General features: G+C 52.6%; 19 protein-coding genes and 2 riboswitches. Of the genes, 9 read left to right on the plus strand and 10 right to left on the minus strand.

Annotated features, from left to right (window positions below; all coding sequences use genetic code 11):
- Positions 1-121 precede the first annotated feature (121 nt).
- Positions 122-754, plus strand: coding sequence for an HAD family phosphatase (locus KIS77_13550; protein ID MCW5923364.1), 633 nt, complete (start codon positions 122-124; stop codon positions 752-754).
- Here KIS77_13550 and KIS77_13555 read toward each other — a convergent pair.
- From KIS77_13555 to KIS77_13565, 3 genes are read right to left on the minus strand one after another with little or no spacing between them, the layout of a single operon-like run.
- Positions 732-3,014: a hypothetical protein gene (locus KIS77_13555; GenBank protein ID MCW5923365.1), complete on the minus strand. Its 2,283-nt coding sequence runs from the start codon at positions 3,012-3,014 to the stop codon at positions 732-734. The two genes, KIS77_13550 and KIS77_13555, sit on opposite strands and share 23 nt — an antisense overlap.
- Positions 3,011-3,682, minus strand: coding sequence for a PrsW family intramembrane metalloprotease (locus KIS77_13560; protein ID MCW5923366.1), 672 nt, complete (start codon positions 3,680-3,682; stop codon positions 3,011-3,013). Before KIS77_13560 ends, KIS77_13555 begins: the two co-directional genes overlap by 4 nt.
- A gap of 38 nt (positions 3,683-3,720) precedes the next feature.
- Complete coding sequence (locus KIS77_13565; protein MCW5923367.1) at positions 3,721-4,524, minus strand: alpha/beta fold hydrolase; 804 nt, start codon at positions 4,522-4,524, stop codon at positions 3,721-3,723.
- 133 nt (positions 4,525-4,657) lie between these two features.
- On the opposite strand from KIS77_13565, the gene KIS77_13570 reads away from it, so the two are divergent.
- On the plus strand, positions 4,658-5,233 hold the full coding sequence (locus KIS77_13570) for a hypothetical protein (protein MCW5923368.1): 576 nt from the start codon (positions 4,658-4,660) through the stop codon (positions 5,231-5,233).
- A gap of 3 nt (positions 5,234-5,236) precedes the next feature.
- On the opposite strand, the gene KIS77_13575 is transcribed toward KIS77_13570, so the two are convergent.
- Complete coding sequence (locus tag KIS77_13575) at positions 5,237-6,856, minus strand: hypothetical protein (protein MCW5923369.1); 1,620 nt, start codon at positions 6,854-6,856, stop codon at positions 5,237-5,239.
- A gap of 180 nt (positions 6,857-7,036) precedes the next feature.
- Between KIS77_13575 and KIS77_13580 the strand changes: the two genes are divergently transcribed.
- Positions 7,037-8,152 (plus strand): DUF1015 domain-containing protein, encoded by a 1,116-nt coding sequence (locus tag KIS77_13580; GenBank protein MCW5923370.1) that lies wholly within the window; start codon positions 7,037-7,039, stop codon positions 8,150-8,152.
- A 31-nt stretch (positions 8,153-8,183) separates the two neighbouring features.
- On the opposite strand, the gene KIS77_13585 is transcribed toward KIS77_13580, so the two are convergent.
- The 3 genes from KIS77_13585 to KIS77_13595 all read right to left on the minus strand — a co-directional run bounded on the left by KIS77_13585 (position 8,184) and on the right by KIS77_13595 (position 10,698).
- Positions 8,184-8,843, minus strand: a complete 660-nt coding sequence (locus KIS77_13585; GenBank protein ID MCW5923371.1) for a metal-dependent transcriptional regulator — start codon at positions 8,841-8,843, stop codon at positions 8,184-8,186.
- Positions 8,844-9,140: 297 nt separating this feature from the next.
- The gene (rfaE2, locus tag KIS77_13590; GenBank protein MCW5923372.1) at positions 9,141-9,635 is read right to left on the minus strand and encodes a D-glycero-beta-D-manno-heptose 1-phosphate adenylyltransferase; all 495 of its coding nucleotides are present in this window, start codon (positions 9,633-9,635) and stop codon (positions 9,141-9,143) included.
- Positions 9,636-9,666: 31 nt separating this feature from the next.
- Positions 9,667-10,698, minus strand: a complete 1,032-nt coding sequence (locus tag KIS77_13595) for an IS110 family transposase (GenBank protein ID MCW5923373.1) — start codon at positions 10,696-10,698, stop codon at positions 9,667-9,669.
- A 694-nt stretch (positions 10,699-11,392) separates the two neighbouring features.
- Here KIS77_13595 and KIS77_13600 point away from each other — a divergent pair.
- Positions 11,393-14,143 (plus strand): 2-oxoglutarate dehydrogenase E1 component, encoded by a 2,751-nt coding sequence (locus tag KIS77_13600; protein MCW5923374.1) that lies wholly within the window; start codon positions 11,393-11,395, stop codon positions 14,141-14,143.
- A gap of 378 nt (positions 14,144-14,521) precedes the next feature.
- Here KIS77_13600 and KIS77_13605 read toward each other — a convergent pair whose 3' ends face one another.
- The 3 genes from KIS77_13605 to KIS77_13615 all read right to left on the minus strand — a co-directional run bounded on the left by KIS77_13605 (position 14,522) and on the right by KIS77_13615 (position 20,008).
- On the minus strand, positions 14,522-15,397 hold the full coding sequence (locus KIS77_13605; protein MCW5923375.1) for a hypothetical protein: 876 nt from the start codon (positions 15,395-15,397) through the stop codon (positions 14,522-14,524).
- Between the two features lie 624 nt (positions 15,398-16,021).
- Positions 16,022-16,139, plus strand: a riboswitch (SAM riboswitch).
- Between the two features lie 653 nt (positions 16,140-16,792).
- A complete protein-coding gene (locus KIS77_13610; protein MCW5923376.1) occupies positions 16,793-19,522 on the minus strand; it encodes a T9SS type A sorting domain-containing protein in 2,730 nt (909 codons plus the stop codon).
- 33 nt (positions 19,523-19,555) lie between these two features.
- Complete coding sequence (locus KIS77_13615; GenBank protein MCW5923377.1) at positions 19,556-20,008, minus strand: hypothetical protein; 453 nt, start codon at positions 20,006-20,008, stop codon at positions 19,556-19,558.
- Between the two features lie 302 nt (positions 20,009-20,310).
- Positions 20,311-20,428, plus strand: a riboswitch (SAM riboswitch).
- A 257-nt stretch (positions 20,429-20,685) separates the two neighbouring features.
- Between KIS77_13615 and KIS77_13620 the strand changes: the two genes are divergently transcribed.
- From KIS77_13620 to KIS77_13640, 5 genes are all read left to right on the plus strand, one after another.
- Complete coding sequence (locus tag KIS77_13620; protein ID MCW5923378.1) at positions 20,686-21,876, plus strand: PLP-dependent transferase; 1,191 nt, start codon at positions 20,686-20,688, stop codon at positions 21,874-21,876.
- Positions 21,877-22,151: 275 nt separating this feature from the next.
- Positions 22,152-23,318 carry a homoserine dehydrogenase gene (locus KIS77_13625; GenBank protein ID MCW5923379.1) on the plus strand — a complete coding sequence of 389 codons (1,167 nt, stop codon included), beginning with the start codon at positions 22,152-22,154 and terminating at the stop codon, positions 23,316-23,318.
- Between the two features lie 989 nt (positions 23,319-24,307).
- Complete coding sequence (locus tag KIS77_13630; GenBank protein MCW5923380.1) at positions 24,308-24,736, plus strand: hypothetical protein; 429 nt, start codon at positions 24,308-24,310, stop codon at positions 24,734-24,736.
- A gap of 136 nt (positions 24,737-24,872) precedes the next feature.
- A complete protein-coding gene (locus KIS77_13635) occupies positions 24,873-26,201 on the plus strand; it encodes a citrate (Si)-synthase, eukaryotic (GenBank protein ID MCW5923381.1) in 1,329 nt (442 codons plus the stop codon).
- Between the two features lie 42 nt (positions 26,202-26,243).
- A complete protein-coding gene (locus KIS77_13640; protein ID MCW5923382.1) occupies positions 26,244-26,408 on the plus strand; it encodes a hypothetical protein in 165 nt (54 codons plus the stop codon).
- Positions 26,409-26,468 lie beyond the last annotated feature (60 nt).

Raw genomic sequence — 26,468 nt, forward strand, 5'->3', positions numbered from 1 at the left:
TAAGGGAAGTTGCCACAAATTTTTCGGGGCGTGCTCTCTGGCTAAATAGTTCTGTTTTATCGGTCAAAGCAAACTCGCAAAACGTTTTCGTTCGGGTATAAATCCTCACTTTTGCCGCATCATGCAGTCTGTAAAAAACGTCATTTTTGATTTCGGAAACGTCCTTTTCGACCTCGAACTATCGAATATCGAGCGTCATTTGAAACAACTTTTTGGGGAAAATTTTGCGGCAGCCATAGAAAAACTCCTGAATGACCGGGTTTTTGAACGCTACGAGGTAGGCGAGCTTGGCACGGAAGAATTCGTGGAAGCCGTTCGTTTTGCCTCCGTTCCGCCGCTTCACGCAGCGCAAGTCGTGGCGGCTTGGAATTCCATCTTCCTTCAAATGCCACGGGAGCGGTTCGAGATGTTGCTGCGTCTTCGAGCACGCTATCGGGTTTTTTTGCTGAGCAACATCAACGACCTGCACGCCACTTGGATTGACGACTACATGGTGCGGGAGCATCGAATCGAAGATTTCCAAACGCGCTATTTCGACGGGGTCTACTACTCGCATCTCATTCGCCTGCGCAAACCCGACAGAGAGGTGTATGAATATGTGCTGACCGATGCCGGGATGGTGCCGGAGGAGTGTGTTTTTTTCGACGACCTGCCCCCCAACGTGGAAGCGGCGGCGGCGTTGGGCATTCGCGGCATTTTGCACCCGGTGGGCGACGACATCGTGCAAGCGGTCAGCCGCTTTGGACTGTTGTAGCATCCTTAAAGATGGCTTGCACCAACGCCAACACGCCCGCGGCTCGCTCGTCGTCCCATCCTTCCTCTTGCCCCGCATTCACGGCGAGCGGGGTGTCGTTCTTGGCCAAGTCCAGCATTTTCTGGCGCTCTGGCTCGCTGAACTGGGCGAATGTTCGGCGCAACAAGGGGAGCAGCTCCTTGAAATCGTCTGGCGAAAGTGTGCGCACCCAACCATCAAGCGTTTGCCACAGCTCGGCGTGATGCAACAACAAAAGGCCGCTGCCGTGCAAAAAGCCTTCCAGCCATTGGGCGGCCAGCGCGGGCACTTCGGCACGCGAAAGGCGGAAGCGCATGGAGTCGCCAGTTTGGGCTGAAGAGCGAATGCCCTTGTCGAAGAGCATCCGGGAGCAAAGCCCGGCGAGCAGGGGTGCCGCGTTGTTCAGTTGGGTGATGTGTTCCAGCGTCTTGCCCCAAGATGTCTCATAATCGAGCATTTGCAAAATGCCCAATGCGCGGTTGACGGCAAGTATTTTTTTCAAAATAACGGCAGCCGCGGTCTCGTCCACGCCAGTGCTGGCGGCGGGCAACTGGATGCACACCCGTGGCACAATCTGGCCGAGCAGCTGCGCCACCGCGTCGAGATTGAGTTGGCGGGCAGCGCCATAGCGCAGCACTTCGGCCAGCGGCAGCACCACATCGGCGAGCAATAGCGCATCTTTGGCCAAGGCGCTGACCGTGCGGAGTTTATGGAGCAAATCGGGCACGATGGCGGGTAGGTCGGCCTTGAGCGTCGTATCCAGCAATTGAGTAAGTTCGGGCAGCTCGTCCGAGTCGCGCACCTTGCGCCAAGCGCGCCTCGATGCGGCATCTTCCACTGTGTTGCCCCATGTGCCTGCTTCGATGAGCCTGATTTCGTAATCGGGCAGCCATTTGAGTTGCCAATGCTCGTGAAAACGCCCCTGCTTGCCGCCGCCGACTTCCCGCATTTTTCCCCAAGCCACCCCCAAGAGGTTGAGACGGTGCAACAATCGGCTTTTTTGCAAATGTGCTTCTTTGCGCAAGTCAAGTTCGAGCACCTCTTCTTGCGTGTTTTTTTTCAAACGACAACTTTTCGCCTGTTGCTCAAAATCAGCCTTGAGCGGTGGCACCGCCAATGTGGAAGGTACTGCGCCCAGTACATCCCCGACGACCAACTGTTGGTCAATCAGCTCCAATTGTTTTTCCGCGCCGTTGCAGAGTACCGTCACTGCTGCCTCGCGCAACTCTTCGATGCCCGGCGAGGGCGTGTTGCGCAACACCGCCAAATGCTCTGCCAACCGCACCGCCTCTATGACGTGCGCGGAAGAGGCGGCCAAGTCGTTTTCGCGCAACAATCGAGCTGCCTGCGTGAGGAATTGCACCTGTGGGCTTCGGGCGGGGGCTTCGGAGTGCCCCATGCCGCATTCCCACAGGGTTCGATACCACGCGGGTGCCACCACCCCGGCACTGTATCCACTTTGGGCGGCCAAGCGGTCGAACGACCAAGGTATCCAAGTCGCCTCGGTCTTGATTTTTGGCAAACCTTTCAGGAGCGCGGCATCGTTCGCCGCTTTCGTTTTTTCCCAATCAGCCAGCGCCGGGCCATGCCAAGCGCCACACACGACCGCTATTTTTGAAAAACCCTCTTTACGCGCCGCGCGAATGTGTTGGCGCATGAACGCTTCGCGGAGCAGGTTGTCGCGCTCCGCAATGGTCTCTTCGCGCATGGCCTGCATCAATGCCAGAATGACGGAAAAAATGGAGGCATCCGGTGCGCTCATGTCTGCTGCGGGAGGGACTGCGGAACGTTCCACCAACGCATCCCACCAGCGTTCGGGGTCGGAATATCCGGCGAGCAGCGCCATTTTTCGGAACGGGTCGGCTGACAGGCTATCGTCGTTTTTCTCCTGAAAATTCAAGGTCGGCGGTGCGGCTTGTTCGCGCATGGCGAACGCCACGCCCATGGGCATATCCATGAAACGCAGGGGGATGTGCCGTTTCAGGCCAAACAATATGGCTTGCCATTCAGGGGAAAACTCGGCAAAAGGGAAGAAGGATGCCTGTTCGAGGTTTTTGGGATTATAGACCAACATGGCCACAGGCGGCTGCATTTCTGGGTGCGGCGCCAAGGGGATGAGTGCCTCCGCATCTGGGGGGCCTTCTAGGAGGAGCAGGTCGGGGCGAAAACGCTCCAATGCCTCCACAAGGCTGCGAGCAGAGCCGGGGCCGTGATGTCGGATGCCAAAAACTTCGATGCTCATGCCTTGAAGGGGGAGTTGTCCAAGTGTTCCTTAATCAGGTTGTTGCAGAAATAAAGGCACAGGTAGAGCGATAGGGTGGCCAACACAAGCAACCAGTCCGACCATTTTTGCAAAATCAACAAATCATAGATGCCGTGCAGCAAAAATGCCATACCGAAGCCCCGCCAAAGCAACACGTTGCGCCGCGTGTGGGCAAATTTGGCCAAACCCGCGTAGTAGCCAGCCACCACGCTGAAAACCAAATGGGCAGGCACGGCGGTGAAGGCTCGAAGCAACAACGTCTCCATGCCGAAGCGACTGGCGTAGAACAAATTTTCCATGGTGGCAAACCCCATCGCAATCATCACGGAATAGACAATGCCGTCCAAGGGTTCGTTGAAGAAGGCACGGGGAAAAGCCGCAAAACGCAGCACGGCAAACTTAAACATCTCCTCGTTGAGTGCCAAAGCAACAAACGCCGTGAGCACGACGGTGAAAAATCCTTTTTCGTAAGGGCGCAATTGCGCGAACGCCCATTTTTCAATCTCCAAGGCGGGAAACGTAGCGGCTGCTCCCAGTCCAAAACAAACCAACAGGGGCACGAGCGGTTCGCGCTCGTACTTGTCTGCCCGGAATATGGCGTAGCAAATAAGCAGACCGGGAAGGATGGCGAGAAGGAGCAGGTGCAAACTCAATGTCAGTCGGGTAGCCTCGAAATAACGGGGGGCTAAATCGTTTTGGCACAAAATTCCCAAAACTCGCGCACAATTTCAGCGCTCTTTTCGGTGGCCTCAAACATTCCCATGTGTCCCACACGGGTCAGAATGTGCACATCCGCCACGCGGGGCAGCACGGCGGCTTGCAGCGCCTGTTCGGGCGGCGCGATGGCATCCTGCTCGCCGAGCACAAAAAGCACGGGGCAGGCAATGCGGCGCAGCGTTTCTGTATGATTCTTGCGCCCGAGCATGGCTTCCAAAGCAGCCGCTATGCCTTCGGGCGCAAAACGTTTTGCCTCGTCTATCAAGGCGTTCAGACGTTTGGGATGGGTTTTTGCAAACGTTTCGGCAAACAAGCCGGGAAATAGCTGCGACACATACAGATCGCGCTTGCCCGCCTGCAGCATCTCTATGCCGCGCCGGCGAGCCTCCTTGCGCTCGTCGGAATCCTCGAACGGATGCGAGTGAAAAAGCCCCAACCCTGCTAACCGTTCGGGGTGGTGTTCGGCAAATTCGAGCGCCGCGTATCCGCCCATCGAGTGCCCGACAAGCACACATCTTTCCACGGAGAGTTCGTCGAGCACAGCGCGAATGGCCTCCGAATAAGCACCCATGCTCGCCGCAGCGAGTGGTGCCGATGCGCCAAAACCGGGCAAATCTAGACGAACGACGCGGCAAGTGGCGGGCAGCGAAGGCATCAACACGTCCCAGACGGAATGAGATTCGCAAAAGCCGTGGAGCAGCACCAGCGGCAGGCCCTCGGCAGCTCCTTCGGAGCGGTAGGCGATGGCATCGGGAAGTCGGGTGAGTTTCATGGCGGCAAAGCTGCAAAAAAGCGCGGATTAAATTTGCCGTTATTTTCCCGACTTTTGTGCCTTGAATCAATTGTTGACAACTGATGAGCAACCCACAAACTGTCAATCAGCGACACGGGCTGCCAACTGAACTATGGCTTTCTACAACGATTTTTTTCGCGACATCTCGCACGCTATCAGTCCTGACTTGCCGAAGGATTTGGGCGACATGGATGCTCACCTCGACTTCATTTTGTCGAAAGTGACACCGTATAGCGAAGATTTGAGGGAGGAAAAATTCTGGCTTAGCAAGCGATGGAAGGAGGTGCGCGACGATGAGGGCTTCCACGAGGCTATTCTGCATATTTTCAACAATGGGGGGGAATACCTGCTCTCGCTCGATGGCAACGTGGCGAAAGGCAGCTGGAAGCGCCTCAATCAAGACAACACGCTTATTCTGGAGTTGTCGGGCAAGAGCGAGTTGTTTGACATGGAGTTTCTAAATTCCGATTTCCTGATTCTTTCCAAACACGGGGACCAATCGCGCAAGGGCTTGCGCAAGTACTTTTGCTTGGTGCACGAACCTGCCAGCCGCGCTAGAGGAAGAGACCTTGACTGGCGTAATGTGATGGAAAAGTTCTACAACATCTGGCGCGACAACAGCCTCAGCATCTGGGCTTGGGTGTTGTTCATCATACTCATGGGTCTCATTCTCTATCTCTCGCTTTAAAGGTCAGTACGACTTAGCGGAAGTGACATAGTACATATCCATTTGCCCTTTGTTTTTGGCGGCGATTTTGCCGCGATGCTGCCACTCGAATTCGTATTTGGCAAGCCAGTAGGCATCCTCGCTGACGTTGACGCGACCGGGTTCGCAGGCTTCTTCCATGCGGGCTGCGGTGTTCACCGTGTCGCCCCAAATGTCGTAGGCGAATTTTTTGGCACCCACCACGCCTGCCACCACAGGGCCGGTATGTATGCCGACGCGGGCCTCGAAGTAGGGCAAGCCTTGATTGAGCCGTTCGGCCTTGGTGTGTTGCAGAAAATCCTGAATCTCCAGCGCAGCCTTCACCATGTCGGAAGGGCTGGCATTCATATCGGAAAGGCCGCTAGCGCAGATGTAGGCATCGCCGACGGTTTTGATTTTCTCGATGCGGTATTTGCTGATGATTTTGTCGAAATTCGAGAAACAAAAATCCAGTTCCTCCACGAGCATTTCGGGGCTGAGGCGCTCGGCAATGTTGGTGAAGCCGATAAAGTCGGTGAACATGACGGTGGCTTGGTCATATTTGCGGGCGGCGACCTTGTTGCGGGTTTTCAGCTCTTGCGCGATGGCTGGCGGCAAGATGTTGAGCAAGAGATTATCGCTTCTTTTTTTTTCTTCCTCAATAAGTGCGTTTTTTTGAGACAATTGGTTGGCGGCGCGTTTTTTTGCGCGGAAACGCAGGTAGAACAAGGCTGCCAACACCAACACAAAGCCTGACACGAGTGCCAACACGTTGCGCAGGTTCTCGCTCTTTTTTTGCAACAGCTCTGCCTCTGCCAGTCGCGTCTTTTGCACCTGTATCTCGCGTTCCTGTTGCGCCTTGATGATGGAATCCACCATCTGGCGTTCGCTTAGTTTCATTAGTTGTTCCACTTTGGTGCTCACAAGGGAGTCGGCTTTTTGCTTTTCGGTGGAAATCTGGGTGATGGCGGCTTCCTTTTGGGTAAGTTCTTGTTTGGTCTTCTCCTGCACTTCCTTGATTTGCGACTGGTAGGATGCCTCCAGATTCTGGCTTTGGCCGCTTAGTTGGGCGATTTGCTCGCGCAGCTCGCGGTTTTCAGCTTGTGCTTTGGCGAGTTGGTTTTCGAGCCTCCGCACGACATCGCCGCCGCTGCGCCCGCCGCCGCCCGTCTCGTTGAGATAGGCCACCGTCTCGCGGCTCCATTTGAGCGCCTCGCGGTAGTCGTTTTGTTTGAGCGCGATGTCTTGCAGCTTTTCGGTGGAGTTGAGCGCCACGTCGCGCAGGCCGTAGTTGCGAGCCGACTGCCACGAGTGTTGGAAACGGGTGGCAGCTTCCTTGTAGTTGCGGGCGCGATAGAGGGCTTCGGCGCTCAGAAAGGCACCGTCGGCTTCGCGGCGCTTGTCGCCGATTTCGGTGGCCAACTGGCTCGACTGCTGGGCGTAGGCAGCGGCTTTGGTGGGATTGGAGCCCAACAGTTTCTCAGCCAATTGGTAAGAGATGTTCATCTTGTCGCTCTTGCTGGTCGCTCGCTTTAGTTGAGCTTCGAGCTCGCTGACCGCTTGGGCTTGGAGCAGCCCTGCGCTAAGGATGAAAAAAATGAAAACAAAGGCGGATTGATGTTTCATCACAGGTCGAAAAAAAATTCAAAATTGCCCTGACGGACAAGCCCACAAACGAGCATTTGAAAAAGATGTTATGGTGGGGCGGTTGGCAAAGGTCGAAGATTTTTGGTTTCTGACAACTTTTCTCCATACAAATGACTTCGTCGAAAAGCCCTACTTTTGAGCGCCTTAACCACTCTCTGCATGAAGATTCAACCTTTTCAGGCTACCTATCCCAATTTCGATTTTATCGCCTCTCCCGATTCGTTTTGCGACGACGCGAAAAATTCTTTCCGCGAATTTCAGGCCAACGGCTTTTTTGAAAAAGCACCACAAAACGCGCTCTACGTCTATCAGATAGAAACCGACGACCACCTGCACACGGGTCTTATCGCTTTGAACGACGTGGAGGATTTTTTTGCGGGCAAGGTGAAAAAACATGAAAAGACACTCAGCGAGCGCGAGCAACAGCAAATGCAGCTGTTCCTTAAATGGAACGCGATACTCAAGCCCGTGCTGCTGACCTACCCGCCCGTGCCAGACATTAGCCTTTGGCTCGAACACTTCACCCAAGCCCACAAGCCGCTCTATGTCACTCGCTTCGTCAAAGACCGCCAGACGCACCGCGTATGGATGGTGACGGCGGAGGCGGACATCCGACAATTGCAGCGCCTGTTTGCCCAACACGTCAACAGCACCTACATCGCCGACGGGCACCACCGAACCACCACCGTGGCGCTTCTGCACGAGCGGCTGAAAGACAAAAGCAAGGAATTTGATTTCGACAGCCTGTTTTGCGCTTTTTTTGCTACCGACCAGCTGGAAATCCTCGATTACAACCGCGTGGTGGAAGGGCTAAAAGATGTCAGCCCGACACATTTCATGGTGAAGATGTCCAAGATTTTTGACCTTGATGTGTTGGAGGTGCCGCGCAAGCCACTCGAAAAGCACGAGCTCGTGATGTACGCCCAAAAGCACTGGTACAGTCTGCGTTGGAAGGAATCCGTGCTGAAAACCCACGCCAAAGACCGCGTGGTGCTCGACGCGACGCTGCTCAACGAGTTCGTGCTCGACCAGATTTTTGGCATCACCGATGTGCGTACCGACACCCGCATCACCTACATAGAGGGCGCGAAAGGCTTGGACGGGGTGCGCAAAGCCACCAACGGCAGCGACGACCGCATCGGTTTTGTGTTGTTCCCCGTCTCCTTCGACGACATGATGAAACTGGCCGACGCGGGCGAAAGCCTGCCGCCCAAAAGCACCTATTTCGAGCCGCGCCTCAAAAGTGGGATGTTGGTAAAAATGCTGCGCCGCTAATCGGTTCAGTGAGCACAATCGAACCATTTTCTCACGTTTTCACGAAAAGATTGTGTGTCACCTTGTCGCTCAGCGTCAGCTCGCGGCCATCGCCCGTGCGAACGCGCACCGATTGGTCGTAGGGGAAACGCTCTAGCAATTCTATTTCGGCGCCGAGTGTCAGGCCGAGCTGGTCGAGATATTGCAGGAAAGCGGCGCTGTGGTCGTCAACGCCCGTCACCACGCCCCGGTCGCCGGGTTGGAGGGTTGCGAGCGGTGCCTGTTTGCGGAAAGTCCAGCGTCCTTCGGCATCGGGGATGGGGTCGCCGTGCGGGTCGAATTTGGGGTGGCCGAGGAAAGCATCGAGGCGCGTCACCAAGTCGTTGCCCTGCACATGTTCAAGTTGTTCGGCCAGCACATGCACCTCGTCCCAAGCGAATCCCAATTTGTCCACCAAAAACACTTCCCACAAACGATGCTTGCGGATGAGCGCCGTTGCCACACGGTTGCCCGCCTCGGTGAGCTGCACGCCCCGATATTTTTCATAAGTAATCAACTGCTTGTCCGACAGGCGCTTGAGCATATCGGTGACGGACGCGGCAGAGGTTTGCATCACGGCGGCAATGGCATTGGTGAGCGCGGGGCCGGCCTCTTTTTCCACGATGGTGAAGATAGCCTTGAGGTAATTCTCTTCTGCTTGTGTGGTTGGCATGGTGCGAGCGAAAAGGGTGGGCAAAGTTATGCCTTGATTCACGAGGATTTGTCAGTTCGCCATGCTTGCTCTCCCCAATTTTTAGCAGATTGCACTTTTGGCGATGCTCAAAACTTGGCGACGCAAGGCATAACAACACACGCGACCGAACCAAAACACGGGGAATGCGCTTACTTTTGTCAACTCGAACCCCGACAGCTAACCCGTTCCTTATCAACGGAAATGAACGGCAGGGGTGGGTGATCGTTCGGGACACTTTTGCCAGTAACATACTTATATGCCGCAGTCTGCTGGATTCTACTGTTGCGCCCTGATTTTGCGCTCGATATTCGTGGTCGAATACCCTTGAATGTATGGAAGGCTTAGCACGCGCCCGCCTCGTGCCAACACCACGTCGGAGCCGACAATCTGCTCCGGCTGCCAGTCGCCGCCTTTCACGAGGATGTCGGGCTGCACGAGTTGAATCAGCTCGAGGGGCGTATCCTCCTCAAATATCACCACAGCATCCACCACTTCGAGTGCCGCGAGCAAATGTGTGCGGGTGAGTTCGTCGTTGATGGGGCGCGTGGGGCCTTTCAATCGGCGGACGGAGGCGGCGCTATTGAGGCCCACCACCAAGCGGTCGCCGAGGTCGCGGGCATCGGCCAGATAGTGCAGGTGGCCAAAGTGAAGCAGGTCGAAACAGCCATTGGTGAACACGATTTTTTCGCCACTGGCTCGCCACTGGCTGAGCGTGGCTGGCAGTTGTTCCCAAGTGTGTATTTTTGAAGCTATGGTCGAGAAAAAAGACATAAGCGGCTCAGTTTTTCACATTTGCATGAGTTCACACTACTGGACGAACTGCGTTAAAGGCCCAAGAAAAAAGCGAATTAAATTTTGTCAGTTTTTTTGAGAATGATTTATCGATTTCTGGGTCGTACACTTTTCCTGATTTAACGACAGCGAAAGCCCAGCGGACGAGTTGGTGCATGACAGCTACCTTGGCTACTTTGGGTGGTTTTCCGCTGGCTCTGAGTCGATCAAAAAGTTCTTTGGAACGCGGGTCATAACGTATTGCGGCGGTGGCTGCCATATACAAGATGGCTCTGACCTGAGGCACAGCCGTTCGGTTAATGCCAAGTCTTCGTTTGACGGAAGTGCCCGAATGTGCTTCTACGGGCGCCAGACCTAAGAACTTGACTACCTGCTTATCGTTGTCAAAATGCTCAAAGCATTGAGTTGAAAGCGCCAGGGCATTTGCAGTTCCTTTCCCGATACCAGGAATGGTTTGCATCAGTTCCTTGGCGTGCTCTTCCTGTGGGGTTGCGAATTGGCCCAATCGGGTGTTAATTGCTCCCTGCTGTTCCTCTATGGCCTCAATCAATTGTTGGTACCCCTGGGTTAGGAGCGGGATGGCTACAGGCTCTTGTGCCAGCACATGGATTTGGTTTTCAAGCCAATGCTTTTGTTTTTCTAATGCCATCATTGCCTGCGCCAAACGTTTTCGCTCCAACTCCGCAGCCTTTAACGCAAGACTCTGGTCAGGGTTGAACAACTCGCCATATTGCCTGATGCAATGGGCATCCTGTTTGTCAGACTTTTGCAGTTTTCCGCTGGCAGACATAAAACCTTTTATTTTACTCGGGTTTACCTTGCTGAAGGCAAGGTTTCTTTCCGATAGAACGTATTCCAAATTCCGGGAGTAGACCCCCGTAGCCTCAAATACGCAGTGGTCGGTGGCACCAAGTTGGCTGGCCCAGGCGCTAATGGCTGAGACGTTGTTAGGCAGAAGGGTACTGGCTGGATACCCATTTTGAAGGAAAGACAAATCCAACCTCTTACTGCCTACATCAATGCCAATGTAATTTTCAACCATAGTTTTGTCAGAAAGTTGGTTCAATTAAATTGTGTCATGTATACCTCGCGCCGCCAAGTTTTCAGCATCGTCTAGGGTAACGTTTACTAAACTTTTGAAGTTTAGTAAACGTGATCTCATCCTTCCAACCATGCTGAGAACTTGGCGGCGCGAGGTATATTTGGCCTATCGTTGTAGATGCAGGTTCTAAGACCTATTGAACTGTCCAGGCTCGCATGACTTTGTAGCGGCGCAGGCGGCTATCGTCCAGTACGGTCTCTAAGACCACCATTATCTCGGCCTACCTGTTCCGCTTCAATTTTTTGATTCTTTTACATTCTGACAAAATTTTGTTTCACCCTAAAGACTTGGGCTAAGATACAACGTTATTTTTGTGCTGCAAAGACTCAAAATGCACAAATCATTGAGTATTTTGCTTTGCGTCTTTGTGACTTCGTGGCAAATTTGAAAATGCCCAATAGGGTGCTTAAACATTCACGTTCGACAAATTTTCTCTCTTTGTTTTGCGGCACTAAACTTGAAGGGCTGTCGGCGCGTTATTTTTTGCCTTTCGTTCTTGTCCAAAATTGCCTGTCAAACTTGCTACTTTTGCGGGCTAAACAAACAGGCTGTTCAAAGTGCACATGGCGGTTGACACAAATTGACTTGTCAACACAAGCCGCCTCGGAGCGCCTTCATCAACATATTTTTCGCAATGACAGACCATTCTGCTGTTTTCAACGCGCACCCTCAATATATCGAATCCCTCTACCGCTCTTGGCAGCGCGACCCGGCCTCGGTGGAAGCCGACTGGCAAGCATTTTTCAAAGGTTTTGATTTTGCCCTGACCTCGGCGAACGGCAGCCCCGCCACAACAGGCGACGGAACGCCATCGGGAGAAAATTTGCAAAAAGAATTCGCCGTGTTGGGCCTCATTCATGGCTACCGCGACCGGGGGCACACGCTTTCCACCACCAACCCCATCAAACCCCGCAAAGACCGCAAGCCCCGCCTCGACCTGGCCGACTACGGCCTTTCGGATGCCGACTTGGACGCTCGCTTTGCCGCAGGCCTGGAATTGGGCATGCCGAACGCTACCCTGCGCGACATCGTGACACGCCTGCGCCTGCTCTACTGCGGCAATATCGGTTTTGAATTCACGGAGGTGTTCGACAAGGAAAAAAGAGAGTGGTTGCGCAAGAAAATCGAACAGCGCGACCTTTCGCCCGACTATGGTTTTTCCATTGAAAAGAAAAAACGCATTTTGGAAAAAATCAACGGCGCGGTAGGCTTCGAGCAGTTTTTGGCCACCAAATTCGTGGGCCAAAAACGCTTTGGCCTCGAAGGCGGCGAATCGGCCATCGCCGTGCTCGATGCCATGATAAATCGCGCCGCAGAGACCGACACGCCCGTAGAGGAAGTCGTCATCGGCATGGCCCACCGGGGGCGTCTCAATGTGCTGTGCAACATAGTGGGCAAGACTTATGAGCAGATTTTCAGCGCCTTCGAGGACAAAAGCATACCCGACCTCAGCTTCGGCTCCGGCGATGTGAAGTATCACCAAGGATACTCCTCGCAAGTCAACGCCCTCAATGGCAAGAAGGTGTACGTCAAACTGTTGCCCAATCCCAGCCACCTCGAAGCGGTGGACCCCGTGGTGCAGGGCTTCAGCCGCGCCAAACTCGATATCCTTTACAGCGACGACTTCGACCGACTGCTGCCGATTTTGATACACGGCGACGCGGCGTTGGCAGGTCAGGGCATCGTCTATGAGGTGATTCAGATGATGAGCCTCGAAGGCTACAACACGGGCGGCACCGTGCATTTGGTCATCAACAACCAAATCGGGTTCACCACGAGCTGGGAAGATGCCCGCTCTTCCACCTACTGCACGAGCGTGGCCAGCGTGGTGCAGGCCCCGGTGTTCCACGTCAACGGCGACGACCCGGAAGCCTGTGTGTTCGCCGCCGAACTCGCGGTGGAATATCGCCAAGCCTTCAACACCGATGTGTTCATTGATGTGGTATGCTATCGCCGCAACGGCCACAACGAAAGCGACGAGCCGCGCTTCACCCAGCCCGAAATGTGGAAAATCATCGAAAAACACGCCGACCCACGCACGGTCTACAACCAAAAACTCATTGCCCGCGGTGACGTGGACGAAATGCTGGCCAAAGACATGGAGGCAAAATTCCGCGCCGACCTGCAAGCTCGCCTCGACAATGTGCGCCAAAAACCACTACCCTACACCTACCAAGAGCCTGAATTGGCCTGGAAGGCGCTGAAAAAAACCTCCGACGACAGCGATTTTCAGGAAAGCCCCGACACTGGCATCCCGCGCAAGACGATTGACAAACTGCTCGACCACTTGCTCACCTTCCCCAAGGACTTCACCCCCATTTCACAAATCGCCAAACTGAACGAGGCGAAAAAACAATTGGTCGCCACCGGCAAAATTGACTGGCAACTCGGCGAGTTGCTCGCCTACGGCAGCCTCTTGCTCGAAGGCCACGACGTGCGCATGAGCGGACAAGACGTGAAACGCGGCACCTTCAGCCACCGCCACGCCTGCATCATTGACGCCAACAACTACCGAGAAATCAACCGCTTGGACAACCTCGCCGACAAGCAGGGCAAATTCCGCATCTTCAACTCGCTCCTCAGCGAATACGCCGTGCTCGGATTCGAATACGGCTACTCGCTCTCCACACCCGACGCGCTGGTGATTTGGGAGGCACAGTTCGGCGACTTCGCCAACGGCGCCGGCACCATCATTGACCAATTCATCTTCGCGGGCGAAGCCAAATGGCAACGCATGAGCGGCATCACCCTCTTGCTCCCGCACGGCTACGAAGGCCAAGGCCCCGAACACTCCTCCGCCCGCCTCGACCGCTTCCTGCAAGGCAGCGCGGAGAACAACATCACGGTGGCCAACGTCACCTCGGCCTCCAACTTTTTCCACCTGCTGCGCCGACAGATGGTGCGCCCCTTCCGCAAACCTTTGGTGGTGATGTCACCCAAATCAACCCTCCGTGCGCCTTTCAACCTCGGCAACATCCAAGAGCTTGAGACTGGCAACCGCTTCCGCGAACTCATTGACGACGACAGCGCCAACCCCAAAAAAGTGAAGCGCCTGCTCGTCTGCACGGGCAAGGTCTATTACGATTTGGACAAGCGCCGCCAACAGGACAAACGCGACGACGTGGCCATCGTCCGCCTCGAACAAGTGTACCCGTTCCCGAAAAACCAGTTCGATGCCGTGCTGAAAAAATACAACAACGCCGAGCTCCACTGGGTGCAAGAAGAACCCTACAACATGGGCGCTTGGAGCTATCTGGCCATCAATCACGGGCACTACGGCTGGAAATGCACAAGCCGCCGCGCCGCCGCTTCGCCCGCCACGGGGTTCCCGAAAGTGCATGAGCAGGAGCAGATGGAGATAGTGGAAAGGGCGTTTGGGGGGTGAGGGGCGTTCAGGTTATTGAGGTCATTATGGTCATTCCCATTGCCGTTGTTGGTGTCCCCGCCACTACTGTACGGAATGTATGGGCGCTCTGCTTTTTTGTCATGTTGTAAACATCTGCCCGCTCTAAAACGAGCAAAACGCAGGGATTTTCCCTTCGTAACATGGACAGATTTTTACAAAATGACAAACGTAGAGTACACAAAAAGCATCTTTTCCAACATTCCGTACACCTATGGTGTCCCCGCCAACAACAACAAGCGGCGGAGAGCAATCGCAAAACTCGAAGCACACTGTCTTCGCTGCCCGACAGTAGACAACCATTGCCGTCCATTGCCGTTGTTGGCGTCCCCGCCAACAACAAGCGGAAGGGCATCTGCCCTACCCCCGCTTTCGCAAACCCATCAGCACCTCCCCAGCGTATGGCGAAAGGGCGCTCAGTTCTGTTTTGACTTGTGTGTCCCAGCGAACCAAGATGGCATCGGAGGTTTCGACGGAAAGCTCGGCATCCACGGCTGCCTGTTCCGCACGGAGCAGTTCCTGTTGGCGAGCGGTCAGGTCGCGGACTTGGCGCGTGAGCGCAGACAAGTTCGGGCCGAGGTCGGCCAAGGCAGCCTTGAGGCGGCGGGCATGGAGTTCGGCAAGGTCGAAGTGCAGTTGAGCGCGTCGCAGGGCGAGTGTGGTTTGGCTGGGAGCGGGAGGCAGGTAAGTGCTATCGCAATAAAAAATGGTCTCGGTGCGGATGATGGCCGTCTTGACAAAATCGCCGCCCAGCCGACAGGTGATTTCCGTGTGGAGCGGCGGCAAAGGCGCTTGAGGCAGTTGGTTGAGAGCGCCGCGCAAGTCCCCGGGCAGCAGGGTTCGAGCTGGGTGCCACCACATCCTGTTTTCCATGCCTTCCAACTGAGGCGCCGCGTATATGTCCCCTCTGATGACGTGGCAATTCGACTTCACGTTGTTCTGCTTGTGTTCCGTGATGACCAACAGGTTCCCGCCGATGCTCCGCGCTCGGTCGGCGGCATGGTTCAGCGCGTCCGGGTATCGGCAGTCGAGGCTGACACCGATGTCGCCCACTTTTATTTTTGCCAAAAAACGCGCCGTGCGCAAGTCCACCGAAAGCGGATGTTCCACGATTCCGATGTAGAGGGTCGAATCCAAGCCCGTCTGCACATTGCGCGGCCGCAGCCGAACAGGAGGGTTGCAGGATGGCAGCAAATAAGCGGCGATGCAGATGGCGATGACAAAAAAACGGAGCATAACAGTCGGCAGAAAAATTTGGGCTAAAAGTACGACTGCGCTCGCGGATGCTTGCATTTGTGCGCAGATGTGGCATGGCTACTTTATGACTAACACATCCGTTTTGTTAAATTTTACGTGAGTTCGGAGTTAAAACTCTTGAAAATCCGGGGACGGTGCCCTGAAACACATTCCGGGGCGCTGCCCCTCTATCAAACAATATCGAGCATCTCCTATCGATTTTTCGGGGCGCTGCACCAGTGGTCACAAAAACTCAAATGCCGCAAACGCTTGATCTCCATAAAGTCATTTTAGCACCTCAAAGAGGTGAAAAGTTGATAAAGATCGGGAATCAGTCAGCTATTCTCGCTTTGTCGGACTCTGAGGTGTCATCCCGGAAGCATGGAGGGGTGACATCTCAAAAACAGGCCGAGGTGTCACCTTTTTCGTTCCTCAAAAGATGACACCTCTTGCAAACCGAGAGTGGCAGGGAATCAGTTAGCGAAGCGCCATCTGTTAGGTCAGATATCTTCGAGTTCACGTTAAATTTTCTCTAAAATTTTGCTCTCCTCTTTTTTTGCTGAAAACCTTTTTCTCACCTTTATCCCAGTTCTTTTAAAAACAGTCTCGGCGAAAGTCGGGACAGACTTATCCAAAAAGGCAGAGGGACCGGCCCGTTGACGCCTTGGCTACCTGCTCACGTTTAGCGCAAACGTGATTAAGGCGCCAATTCCGTTTTTCCGAAAGGAAAAAGAGATAAGTCAGAAGGCAACAGCCAATTTCCCTGCGCAAGAAATTGTCCCTTCCGGCTTGCCGGAGGGGATTTTTGTTTTTATTGCCTCGATTTTTGGATTTCTGCCATGTTTGGTGTTTTCACCAAATGCATCCACGCGAGGCGCCAAGCCAAATCCCCTCACGCTGCTCGCGCTTGGTGAGCACACTAAGCGTAGCGGAAAACTTGGGCATATTATAGTTATATTTTTCGTAAAAACTTAAGTAGAAGGCGGAGGGGAGAGAGGCCAGGGCAAACGCATCAAAATGGCACAAACCTCGGAGAGGTCAAATGTTGGTAGAAACGCCCCATTTTCGCGGTGTTTACGACCCCGACGGGGTCGAACGTTGGTGACCTGTTTGCTGCTATAGACATTTGACCTCTCCGAGGTCGTGATAATTATCACAAAAACACACCATTTCTACCCATGTCAAACCTCTTCGAGGTCGGTTGTATTTTGATGCGTTTGCCCTGGGGGAGAGAGGCTTGCCTTTGAGTCTTATGCTCTTTCAAGGGAGATGAAATCAGCCTTCTACCTAAGTTTCTGCTATTTTTCTTCTATTTCAATTGTGGAGAACGGCCAAGCATAAACAAGGTGTGCCTGTTTAGGGCACACGAACATTTATGCATTGTTGGAAATGTTTTTATTTTTTTATGACCTTCATTGACTTATACCTCCCATCTGAGAGTGCAATGTGAAGGAAATAAATCCCCTTGGGCTCAGGAAGCCGATAACTAACGAATTCTGCGGGCATTACACTTTGAGTTTGAATCAATCTTCCAATTGGGTCAAACAGGGAAATGGAAACTTGTTCCTGAATGGCTCCGAAGTCTATTCGTACTTCCCCATCAGTAGGATTAGGAAAGACTATCAAATTCGGTTTTTCTAATTCCAGCAAATTGCTAATCGTGTACTGTACAGTGGATTCACATCCATCATAATCTACCACTGTTATGATCTTTACATTTCCAGTTGTGTCAATTGAAATATTATAGGGTTCTACGCCTCCCGTCACGACAATAGCTTCGTTTACCATATTGACAGTCAGGGTATCCAGCATGCAGCAAACATCTGGGTCCGTATTTCCTAATGGTTCGCCATCTGGATAATACAAATTAATGATGGACAGCAAGATATCGGTTCGCTGCTGGGCTTCTGCCGCAGTGTAAGTCAATGACTTCTGATAGTGCCAGCCGACCCCATAATCAGGATTATCCGTTGGTCCATTCGTGTATAAATCGGGATATACGGACAGGGCATATTGGACGAACGCTGCGTTGTCTGCCGGAATAAGGCTGATATAATCTTGGAGCCTATTATAAATAGCCCGGGATTTTGGAATGTTTAATTGGTCAAATGACGCCTGAACCGCAATTGGGTCTTTTGGAAGGATTCCAAAAACATGGAACAGGGGTCGCAAATCGGCTTGGGCGGCAGTGGACATTCTAATTATCCTGCTGTCAATGTTCTGGTCATTGACGCCATGGTCTATCCCATTATTAAAATCAATGTATTCCTGTCTCCAAAAGTTCCTGAGCGGACACCAGCCAAGCAGGTTGACTATTTCGGTATAATGCCCGTAACCTCTTTGTTGATAACGCACTTCATCCGTTGTGGTGTTTGAAATATCTCTTTCCGAGCCAAAGGTATTAGAGACCATTCTGTGGGTAGCTGTCCTGTCAATATTAAAAAGACTTGGGCCAAAACTGTTCATCATAGCTTTGTCCAAGTCTGTGTTCATGCCATAATTCACGGCCATGATGTATGGAAAGTTGACTATCGCTTCCACCTCGCCCGGAAATTTACTCATGGCCAATGCATGTCCTGTTTCATGGAAATTTGTATCGTCATCAGGCCCCGGGCCATTTATAAAGTATGCCGGGCCGGGGACATTGAAATAATCGAGTGGAGTGTTGGACATAGGGTAACCTATGGAATACGCCTCAAATCTTATCATTACATCAGCGATCATATACATATTATGCTTGTCAGGGGTAATTTGCCTTGCAAGTATGGAATTGATGCCTCTTACAGCTGTTTCCCAATCTTGCAATGTCTGAATGAGGTCATATTGACCAGGTATGATGGAGTGTTTTGGAATGGTGTACATTACATTTTCAGACTCGAATACTGCCCATGGGCCGGGTTTGTTCAACTCGGCTTGAATGTCTTGAGTTTCGTAAAAAGATTTTAATGATATGAAAGGCGCTTCCACAATATTTGTGGCGCTTACCTGAACGATACCTTCTACAGCTCCGTAAGGGACAAGAATAGATATGGCACCGCCAAGAGGATTAAATACATCAATGCTTGTAGCGTTGATTGCAAATTTCTTTGAAATTCTATTCAGTCTTTTGTAAAAAGGTCTGTTGGAAAGATCCCATTCATGGGAGCCTACCCTGATATAAAAGTCCTTTCCAACAAGCTCTGCCGGAACCGTTACACGAGCGACACTTCCCGGAGATAAATAAAACCCTGTGGGCCGCAGAGCGTGTTCTGTTCCATCTCCATTGATATTGTAATACGGATTCATGCCAACCGGGTCTTTAAAACTGGCAAGAATCATAATGGAATGGGTCAGCGAAGAATCTAATGGCGGATCCACATATCCGGGGAAGGTTACACATGAATTAAATTTCCACTGATTGATGTAATGCGGATATGCTGAATACACATCAGCGGTGAAAACCCGGTCGAATACTCCCTGTTCCAGCCCTGCCATTGCCCGTGCCAGCTCTATATCTGGATTGTTTCCCGGGGTTTTACTGAAACCATATAGTGTATTTGGGGTAGTGAAGAGAGCGCCAATCGCAGTATCATAAGATTCTATTACGTTTTTAGCCAGTAATATCATCGTATCGCTTTGCGCCAAACATTCCGGGAAGTTATTGAAGATGTTGTATATTAAATTCATGTCGCTGACAGCAAGGGAGATGGAACCATCAATGTGCCCTTGCAAATCATTCAGCGCATTCCGGGTATAGGCGCACACGTTGGGGCAATAAGCCGTTGCCTTGGCATAATGCCCAATATCGTCAGCACCGCTTGAAACAAGCATCCCGTCTGCAAATAGTTTATATCCGTAAGGAGCATATATTCCGTCTCCATACGTATCGAATATCTCGAAGAAAAAGCAGCCATCAGCAGCTACACAGATGCTGTCTGAATAAAATGACAAGCTGCCATAAGTGCCTCCCTGACCGCCTTGCAAGATGATAGCACCCGTAAGGTCTGTTATCCTCCAAGAGGTTTCGTCGCCCCAGTTATCTGTTGCAATCTCGACTTTAATTTCAATTTCATTCGCACCGCATTGGGCAAAAGACAAACCCCTGTAGAAGAAAATGAGTAAACAGAACACTAACTTTTTTTTCATTTTTCGTGATTTTTACAATTTTGAAATGTCTTTTTAAAGCGGATTGTGAAAAAAGGCCCCTTGCTCAATCTCGGAGAGATGAGCTGGACTCGTACCCATGCCCGCCACGGAGCGCCACGTGCGAAAAACCGGGAAAACAGGCGTTTTACCCGCTCGACCAAGCCTGAAACGCCCAATATAGACAGGGGCTTGGCGCATATTGTAGGCCAGAAACACCAGACTGTCTTTCCCTTCGACCTTTTCCTTGCCCTTCAACAGGGTGTGATAGAATCCCCTCCGCCGAAGATGGCCTGTCGTCACTTGTACTTTGGGCCAGTTGTTGAGCACGCGCAGACGGTTGGTCTCGTCGGTGGCCTCGTCGAGGCTGCGCTTGATGTGACGGTCGTGTCCGGTGCGGTGTGCCATGGGTCGCGCTGCGATTGGTTTGCAGCTGCGAAGATAGCTGGCTCGGCGGATGCGGAAAGTGGCGAAGAGGCTTTTTTTCACAATCTCTGTCGTTGTTGGCATTCTTGCCAACAATCCCTCGCGCACGAGGCTGAGCAAATGTGCAGTGCTCTTCATCAGTCATCTCGTGCCGCCATAAGTGTTGCTGGCGAGGATGCCAACAACGGCAGAACGGCAGGGACAACGGCGGAAAAACAGATGGTTTTGAGCGAAAAAGAGACGCAGTACTTTCTGTCTTTTGTTAAATTTTCTCTAAAATTTCCCTCTCCCCTTTTTTCTCCGAAAACCTTTTTCTCACCTTTGCCCCAGTTCTTTTAAAAACAGCCTCAGCGAAAGTTGAGGCAGACTTATCCAGAAAGGCAGAGGGACCGGCCCGTTGACGCCTTGGCAACCTGCTCACGTTTAGCGCAAATGTGATTAAGGTGCCAATTCCGTTTTTCCGAAAGGAAAAATAGATAAGTCGGAAGGCAACAGCCAATTTCCCTGCGCAAGAAATTGTCCCTTCCGGCTTGCCGGAGGGGATTTTTATTTTATTGATTCGATTGGACGATTATCAGATTGTTTCGATTGAGTGTTTTTGAATCGAAACAATCGAAACAATCGAAAAATCGAAATAATCGAATCAATCCAACTCCCCTCTCGGCAAGCAGCACACAACACCCGGCGACCGGCTTTTTCGGTAAGTTTTTCGTGGTTTCACCATTAAAAACACTGGAAAAATGCAGGAAATTACCAGAATTCTCCATTCACTCCCCATTGACCCGCTCACAGGGTCCATCTCCACGCCCATCTATCAAACCGCCACTTTCGTGCAGGAAGCACCGGGCGAACACAAGGGCTTCGACTACGCCCGCTCGAACAATCCGACCCGACAAGTGCTTGAAAATCTGATTGCCCGGCTCGAACACGGACGGCGCGGCCTCGCTTTCGCTTCCGGTCTTGCGGCGATTGACTGTGTGCTCAAACTCCTTGAAGCAGGCGACGAAATCGTGGCGGTGGACGACATTTACGGCGGCTCGTTCAGGCTTTTCACCCATGTTTATGAAAAATTCGGCGTGAAAGTCCACTATGTGGACACAACTGAGGCGCACAACATTTTGGAAGTGTTGTCGCCCAAAACCCGCCTCGTCTGGCTCGAAACGCCGACCAACCCGACGCTGAAAATCTCCGACATCGAAGAAATCAGCCGATTCGCACACGCAGCAGGGGCGCTCGTGGTGGTGGACAACACCTTTGCCAGCCCCGCCCTCCAGCGCCCGCTCGAACTCGGCGCCGACATCGTGATTCATTCAGCCACCAAGTACCTCGCCGGGCACTCCGACGTGATTGCAGGATTGCTCGCCGTGAAGGATGAGGAACTCGGCGCTCGCCTGAAATTTATCCAAAATGCCTCCGGCGGCATACTCGGCCCCTGGGACAGTTGGCTGACCATCAGAGGCATCGAGACCTTGCCGCTCCGCGTGGAAGCGCACTCCCGCAACGCGCTCGCCGTCGCCCGCACCCTCGCGGAACACGAAGCCGTTGCCGAAGTCTTCTACCCCGGCCTGCCGACGCACAAAAACCACGCAATCGCCACGCGACAGCAACGCGGGCTTGGCGGCGGTGTGGTCTCTTTCACGCTCAAAGACGACACCGAAGAAGCAGCCCGCGCCTTCGCTACCAGCACCCAACTTTTCAAATTGGCCGAAAGCCTGGGCGGCGTGAAAAGCCTGCTCTGTCACCCGGCAACGATGACCCACAAAAGCATCCCTCGTGAAAAACGACTCGCTGCTGGGGTCCGCGACTCGCTCATCCGCCTTTCGTGCGGCATCGAAGGTGCTGCCGATTTGGTGGACGATGTGCGGCTAGGGCTGGAGGCTGTTGGAAGTGGCAGTTACAGTGGCAGTCGGCAGTTTGCAGAAGCAGTGTAAAACTGTTGATGAAGGTTGATAAGGGTTTATGAAGTTGATAATCAAATTTTTATCAACCCTTATCAACCTTCATCAACCCTTATCAACCTTCATCAACCCTTATCAACCTTCATCAACCCTTATCAACCTTCATCAACCCTTATCAACCTTCATCAACCCTTATCAACCTTCATCAACCCTTATCAACCTTCATCAACTTTATCAACCTTCATCAACCCTTATCAACCTTCATCAACTTTATCAACCCTCACATCTCACCCTCTCACTCCTCTCACATGAAATTAGGACTCTTCGGCTTCGGCTGCGTCGGCCAAGGGCTTTGGAAAGTATTGCACGAAACCAAAGGCATCCGCGCCGACATCAAGCGGATTTGCATCAAACACCCTGATAAACAGCGCCCGGTGCCGGCGCATTTTTTTACCATCCACGCGGCGGACATCCTCGACGACCCTGAAATAGATGTGGTGGTGGAGCTCATCGACGACGCGGAAGCGGCTTTTGAAATCGTTTCCGGCGCACTCTCGCGGGGCAAGGCGGTTGTTTCCGCGAACAAAAAAATGATTGCCCACCGCCTGCCGGAACTCTACGCTTTGCAGCAAAAAACGGGCGCGCCGTTCCTCTACGAGGGGGCTTGTTGTGCGAGCATTCCGATTATTCGAAATTTGGAGGAATACTACGACAATGACCTGCTTACATCGGTAGAAGGCATTTTCAACGGCACGACGAACGTCATTTTGACAAAAATTTTTGAGGAAAATCTCACGTTCGGCGAGGCGCTGCGGTTCGCGCAAGCCAATGGTTTTGCCGAGAGCGACCCGACGCTCGACGTGGAGGGTTTCGACCCTAAATTCAAACTCTGCATCCTCCTGCTCCATGCTTTCGGCGTGTTTGTGCAACCGGAAAAAGTGCTGCATTTCGGCATTCATCGCTTGAACGATTTCGACATCGAGTTTGCCCGCTCGCGGGGCAGCGTGCTGAAACTCGTGGCGCGGTGTTTTCGGGAAAATGACAAAGTAGCCGCCTATTGTTTACCGCGTTTTGTGCCAAAAAATCACCGCTACGAGGGGGTAAAAAATGAGTACAACGCCGTCACGCTCGAAAGCGCGTTTTCCGAGCGACAGGTGTTCACAGGCAAAGGCGCGGGCGACAAACCGACAGGCTGTGCCGTGCTTTCCGACATTTCGGCGCTGCGCTACCAGTACAAATACGAGTACCGCAAGTTCGGCCAGAACGGAACTTTTTTTGACACAAAAGGCACGGAACTAACGGTTTACGTTCGCCACGAACACGACGGCCAAGTGGCGGAAAGCGATTTTTCGGAAATCACGGAACGCTACGCTTCGAGCAAAGCGAAGTATTTAGTGGGCAAAATTCCATTAGAAAAATTGCAATCAGCGGCGTGGCTGCGGGAGCCGGGGGTGAATGTGATTGAGTGTGGGTGACTTTTTAGTAAGCTGATTTACAGATGTTTAGTCGCCGTCATTGAGCAGAGGCAAAACTTTAACGTTAAAGTTTTTGGATATATCCCCCCCAGGGCAAACGCATCAAAATACAACCGACCTCGGAGAGGTCAAATGTTGGTAGAGATGGTGTGTTTTTGTGATAATTATACCTCGTGCCGCCAAGTTTTCAGCATGGTTGGAAGGATGAGACCACGTTTACTAAACTTCAAAAGTTTAGTAAACGTTACCCTAGACGATGCTGAAAACTTGGCGGCGCGAGGTATATCACGACCTCGGAGAGGTCAAATGTCTATCGCAGCAAACAGGTCACCAACATTCGACCCCGCTGGGGTCGTAAACACCGCGAAAATGGGGCATTTCTACCAACATTTGACCTCTCCGAGGTTTGTGCCATTTTGATGCGTTTGCCCTGACGCCCTCCCCCCGACTGAGAGTTCGACTTTTCTCACAGGAGATTTTTTAGATGCCAACAATTATGATTTTTTCTCCGGCGGGGTTGTAATTTATCGAACCAATCATTCTCGAATAGATACCATAATTTACCCCAACTCTCTAAATATCACAAACGTGCTGGCATCAGAGCGCATTTTGAAAAAATAGGCTTGGTGAACAGAAACACCTCCTACCTATACATAGAAAATAAGGTAGGGCATCATGCCGAAAAATTCTTTTCACGCACTCCTATTTTTACCGCTTCCTTCCCTGCTTGGTGTTTTCACCAAGCATAAGCTGCGGAGCAAGGGGACAGATTAGCATCTCGCCGGGGGTGCGCTTGGTGAGAGCACCAAGCGCGGGGGAAGTAAATCGGGACGCTGTTCCGATATATTCCGGGACAGCGTCCCGGGGTACAAAAGCGACAATTTGAAATGCGCCCACGTGCAGCATAGGCTCACATAACAGTCTTTTTTCGGAAAGCGGAATGTCGTTACCTTCGCCCCCGGTCAAATTCCTAACCTTCCCTATTCGCCATGAGCATCCTGCTTCGATACCTCCTGCTGTCCGCGTTTCTATTTTCTTCCCACCTTGCTATCGGGCAGACGCAAGCCCAACCCGACGACGGCATCATAACCGATGCCATTCCCCTCACAGATGGCGATTCGGTGAAGTATTTCGCCACACAAGTGGTGAGCATCACCGGACCCGTGGTGGGCACTGGCAAAACCGAGGGGAAAGACGGGGTGATTTCGTTTATCAATATGTTCAGGGCTTGGCCGGAGACGCCATTCTCCATCACCATTTACCGCCAACATCTCCCGTTTTTTGCGCCCATCGAACAGTTTGAGGGCAAGAAGGTGAGAGTGACGGGCAAGGTGCGCCAGTACGGAGACAAAGAGACGGGTGCCCTCCGTTATTCCATTTCCCTGCGTCAGCCCAGCCAGATTGAGATTTTGGATTGAAATGTTGGCGGAATTATGCCTCACGCCCCCCAACAAATACCCATTCTTAGTGTTACCCCCTTGTTTTCCCTAAAAAACACCAAAGTACATACCTTTACACTCACTTTTGGCCCTAACCCTCCACGCTCTCTATCGTATGGATCAATTAAAAGCACATTTTTACGAAAAAGCACAGGCACTTTCAAAAGAAGTCAAGGAACTGCTTAAAGAACACGGCGACAAAAAGGTGGACGAAGTGCGGCTCGACCAAGTCTATGGCGGTATGCGCGACATCACTTGTATGCTTTGGGAGCCATCGCTGCTCGACTCAGAGGAAGGCATCCGGTTTCGCGGATATTCCATTCCCGAACTTCGTGAAAAACTACCGCGCGCCACAGGCGGGAAAGAACCCCTGCCCGAAGGTCTATTTTGGCTCATGCTCGTGGGCGAAATTCCCACGAAAGAGCAGGTAAAGTGGCTCACCGAGAACTGGGTGCGCCGCGCCAACGTGCCCGACCATGTTTTCAAAGCCATCGAAGCCTTGCCCATTGACACACACCCAATGACGCAATTTTCGGTCGGCATCATGGCCATGCAAAACACCAGCGTGTTCGCGCAGCGCTACAATTCGGGCATGAACAAATCCGAATACTGGGATGCCACATATGAGGATGCCATGAACCTCGTCGCCCGCTTGCCCCGCGTGGCAGCTTACATTTTCCGCAGGGTATATCACAAGGGCGAGCACATCCTCCCCGATATTTCGCTCGACTGGGGTGGCAACTTTTCCCACATGCTCGGCTACGACAACCCGGGCTTTCTCGAATATATGCGCCTCTTCCTCACTATCCATGCCGACCACGAAGGCGGTAATGGTTCGGCGCACACCATGCACCTCGTCGGCTCCATGCTCAGCGACCCCTACCTTTCGCTCAGCGCCTCCATGAACGCCCTCGCCGGCCCCTTGCACGGGCTTGCCAATCAGGAAGTCATCCGGTGGATTCAGAAAATGGTGGACACCCTCGGCACCTCCAAACCCAGCCGCGAACAAATCAGCGAATATGTGAAAAGCACCTTGGCCGGCGGTCGTGTGGTGCCGGGCTATGGGCACGCCGTGTTGCGCAAGCCCGACCCGCGCTTCATGGCGCAGCGTCAATTCTGCGAAGACAATATACCCGACAGCGACTTGGTGAAAATCGTTTGGAAAATTTTTGACGTGGTGCCGCCCATCCTCACCAGCCTCGGCAAAGTGAAAAACCCATGGCCCAACGTGGACGCGCACTCAGGTGCCGTGCTGATTCACTACGGCCTCACGCAATACAATTTTTACACCGTGCTCTTTGGGGTAAGTCGCGCGCTCGGCGTTTTGGCAGCCCAATGCTGGGCACGCGCCCTCGGACTTCCGCTGGAACGGCCCAAATCAGTCACCACCGAGTGGGTGAAAAGTTATTTGGCAAAAGAATATAGTGTGGCAGCTGGCAATTGAGCCATTCCCACTGACATCGTTCGCCGTTGAATAAGAAGACACATGGAAGCGTTTCTGTGTGTCTTCTTCATTAGGGTTGTTTCGGTGGAGGCCTTTGGCGAGAGAAAAGCCCACCACCACTTTTTAGGGGAAAAACCTGTAAATCCCGTCAATCCTGTCGAAATTTATATCTTGATTCGCAAGGATTTGTCAGATGACCATGATTGATGTCCCTGATTTTGAACAGATTGCGCTTTTAGCCATGCCCAAAACCCGACGGAGCGAAGT

The sequence above is a fragment of the Saprospiraceae bacterium genome, from assembly GCA_026129545.1.
Taxonomy (GTDB): domain Bacteria; phylum Bacteroidota; class Bacteroidia; order Chitinophagales; family Saprospiraceae; genus M3007.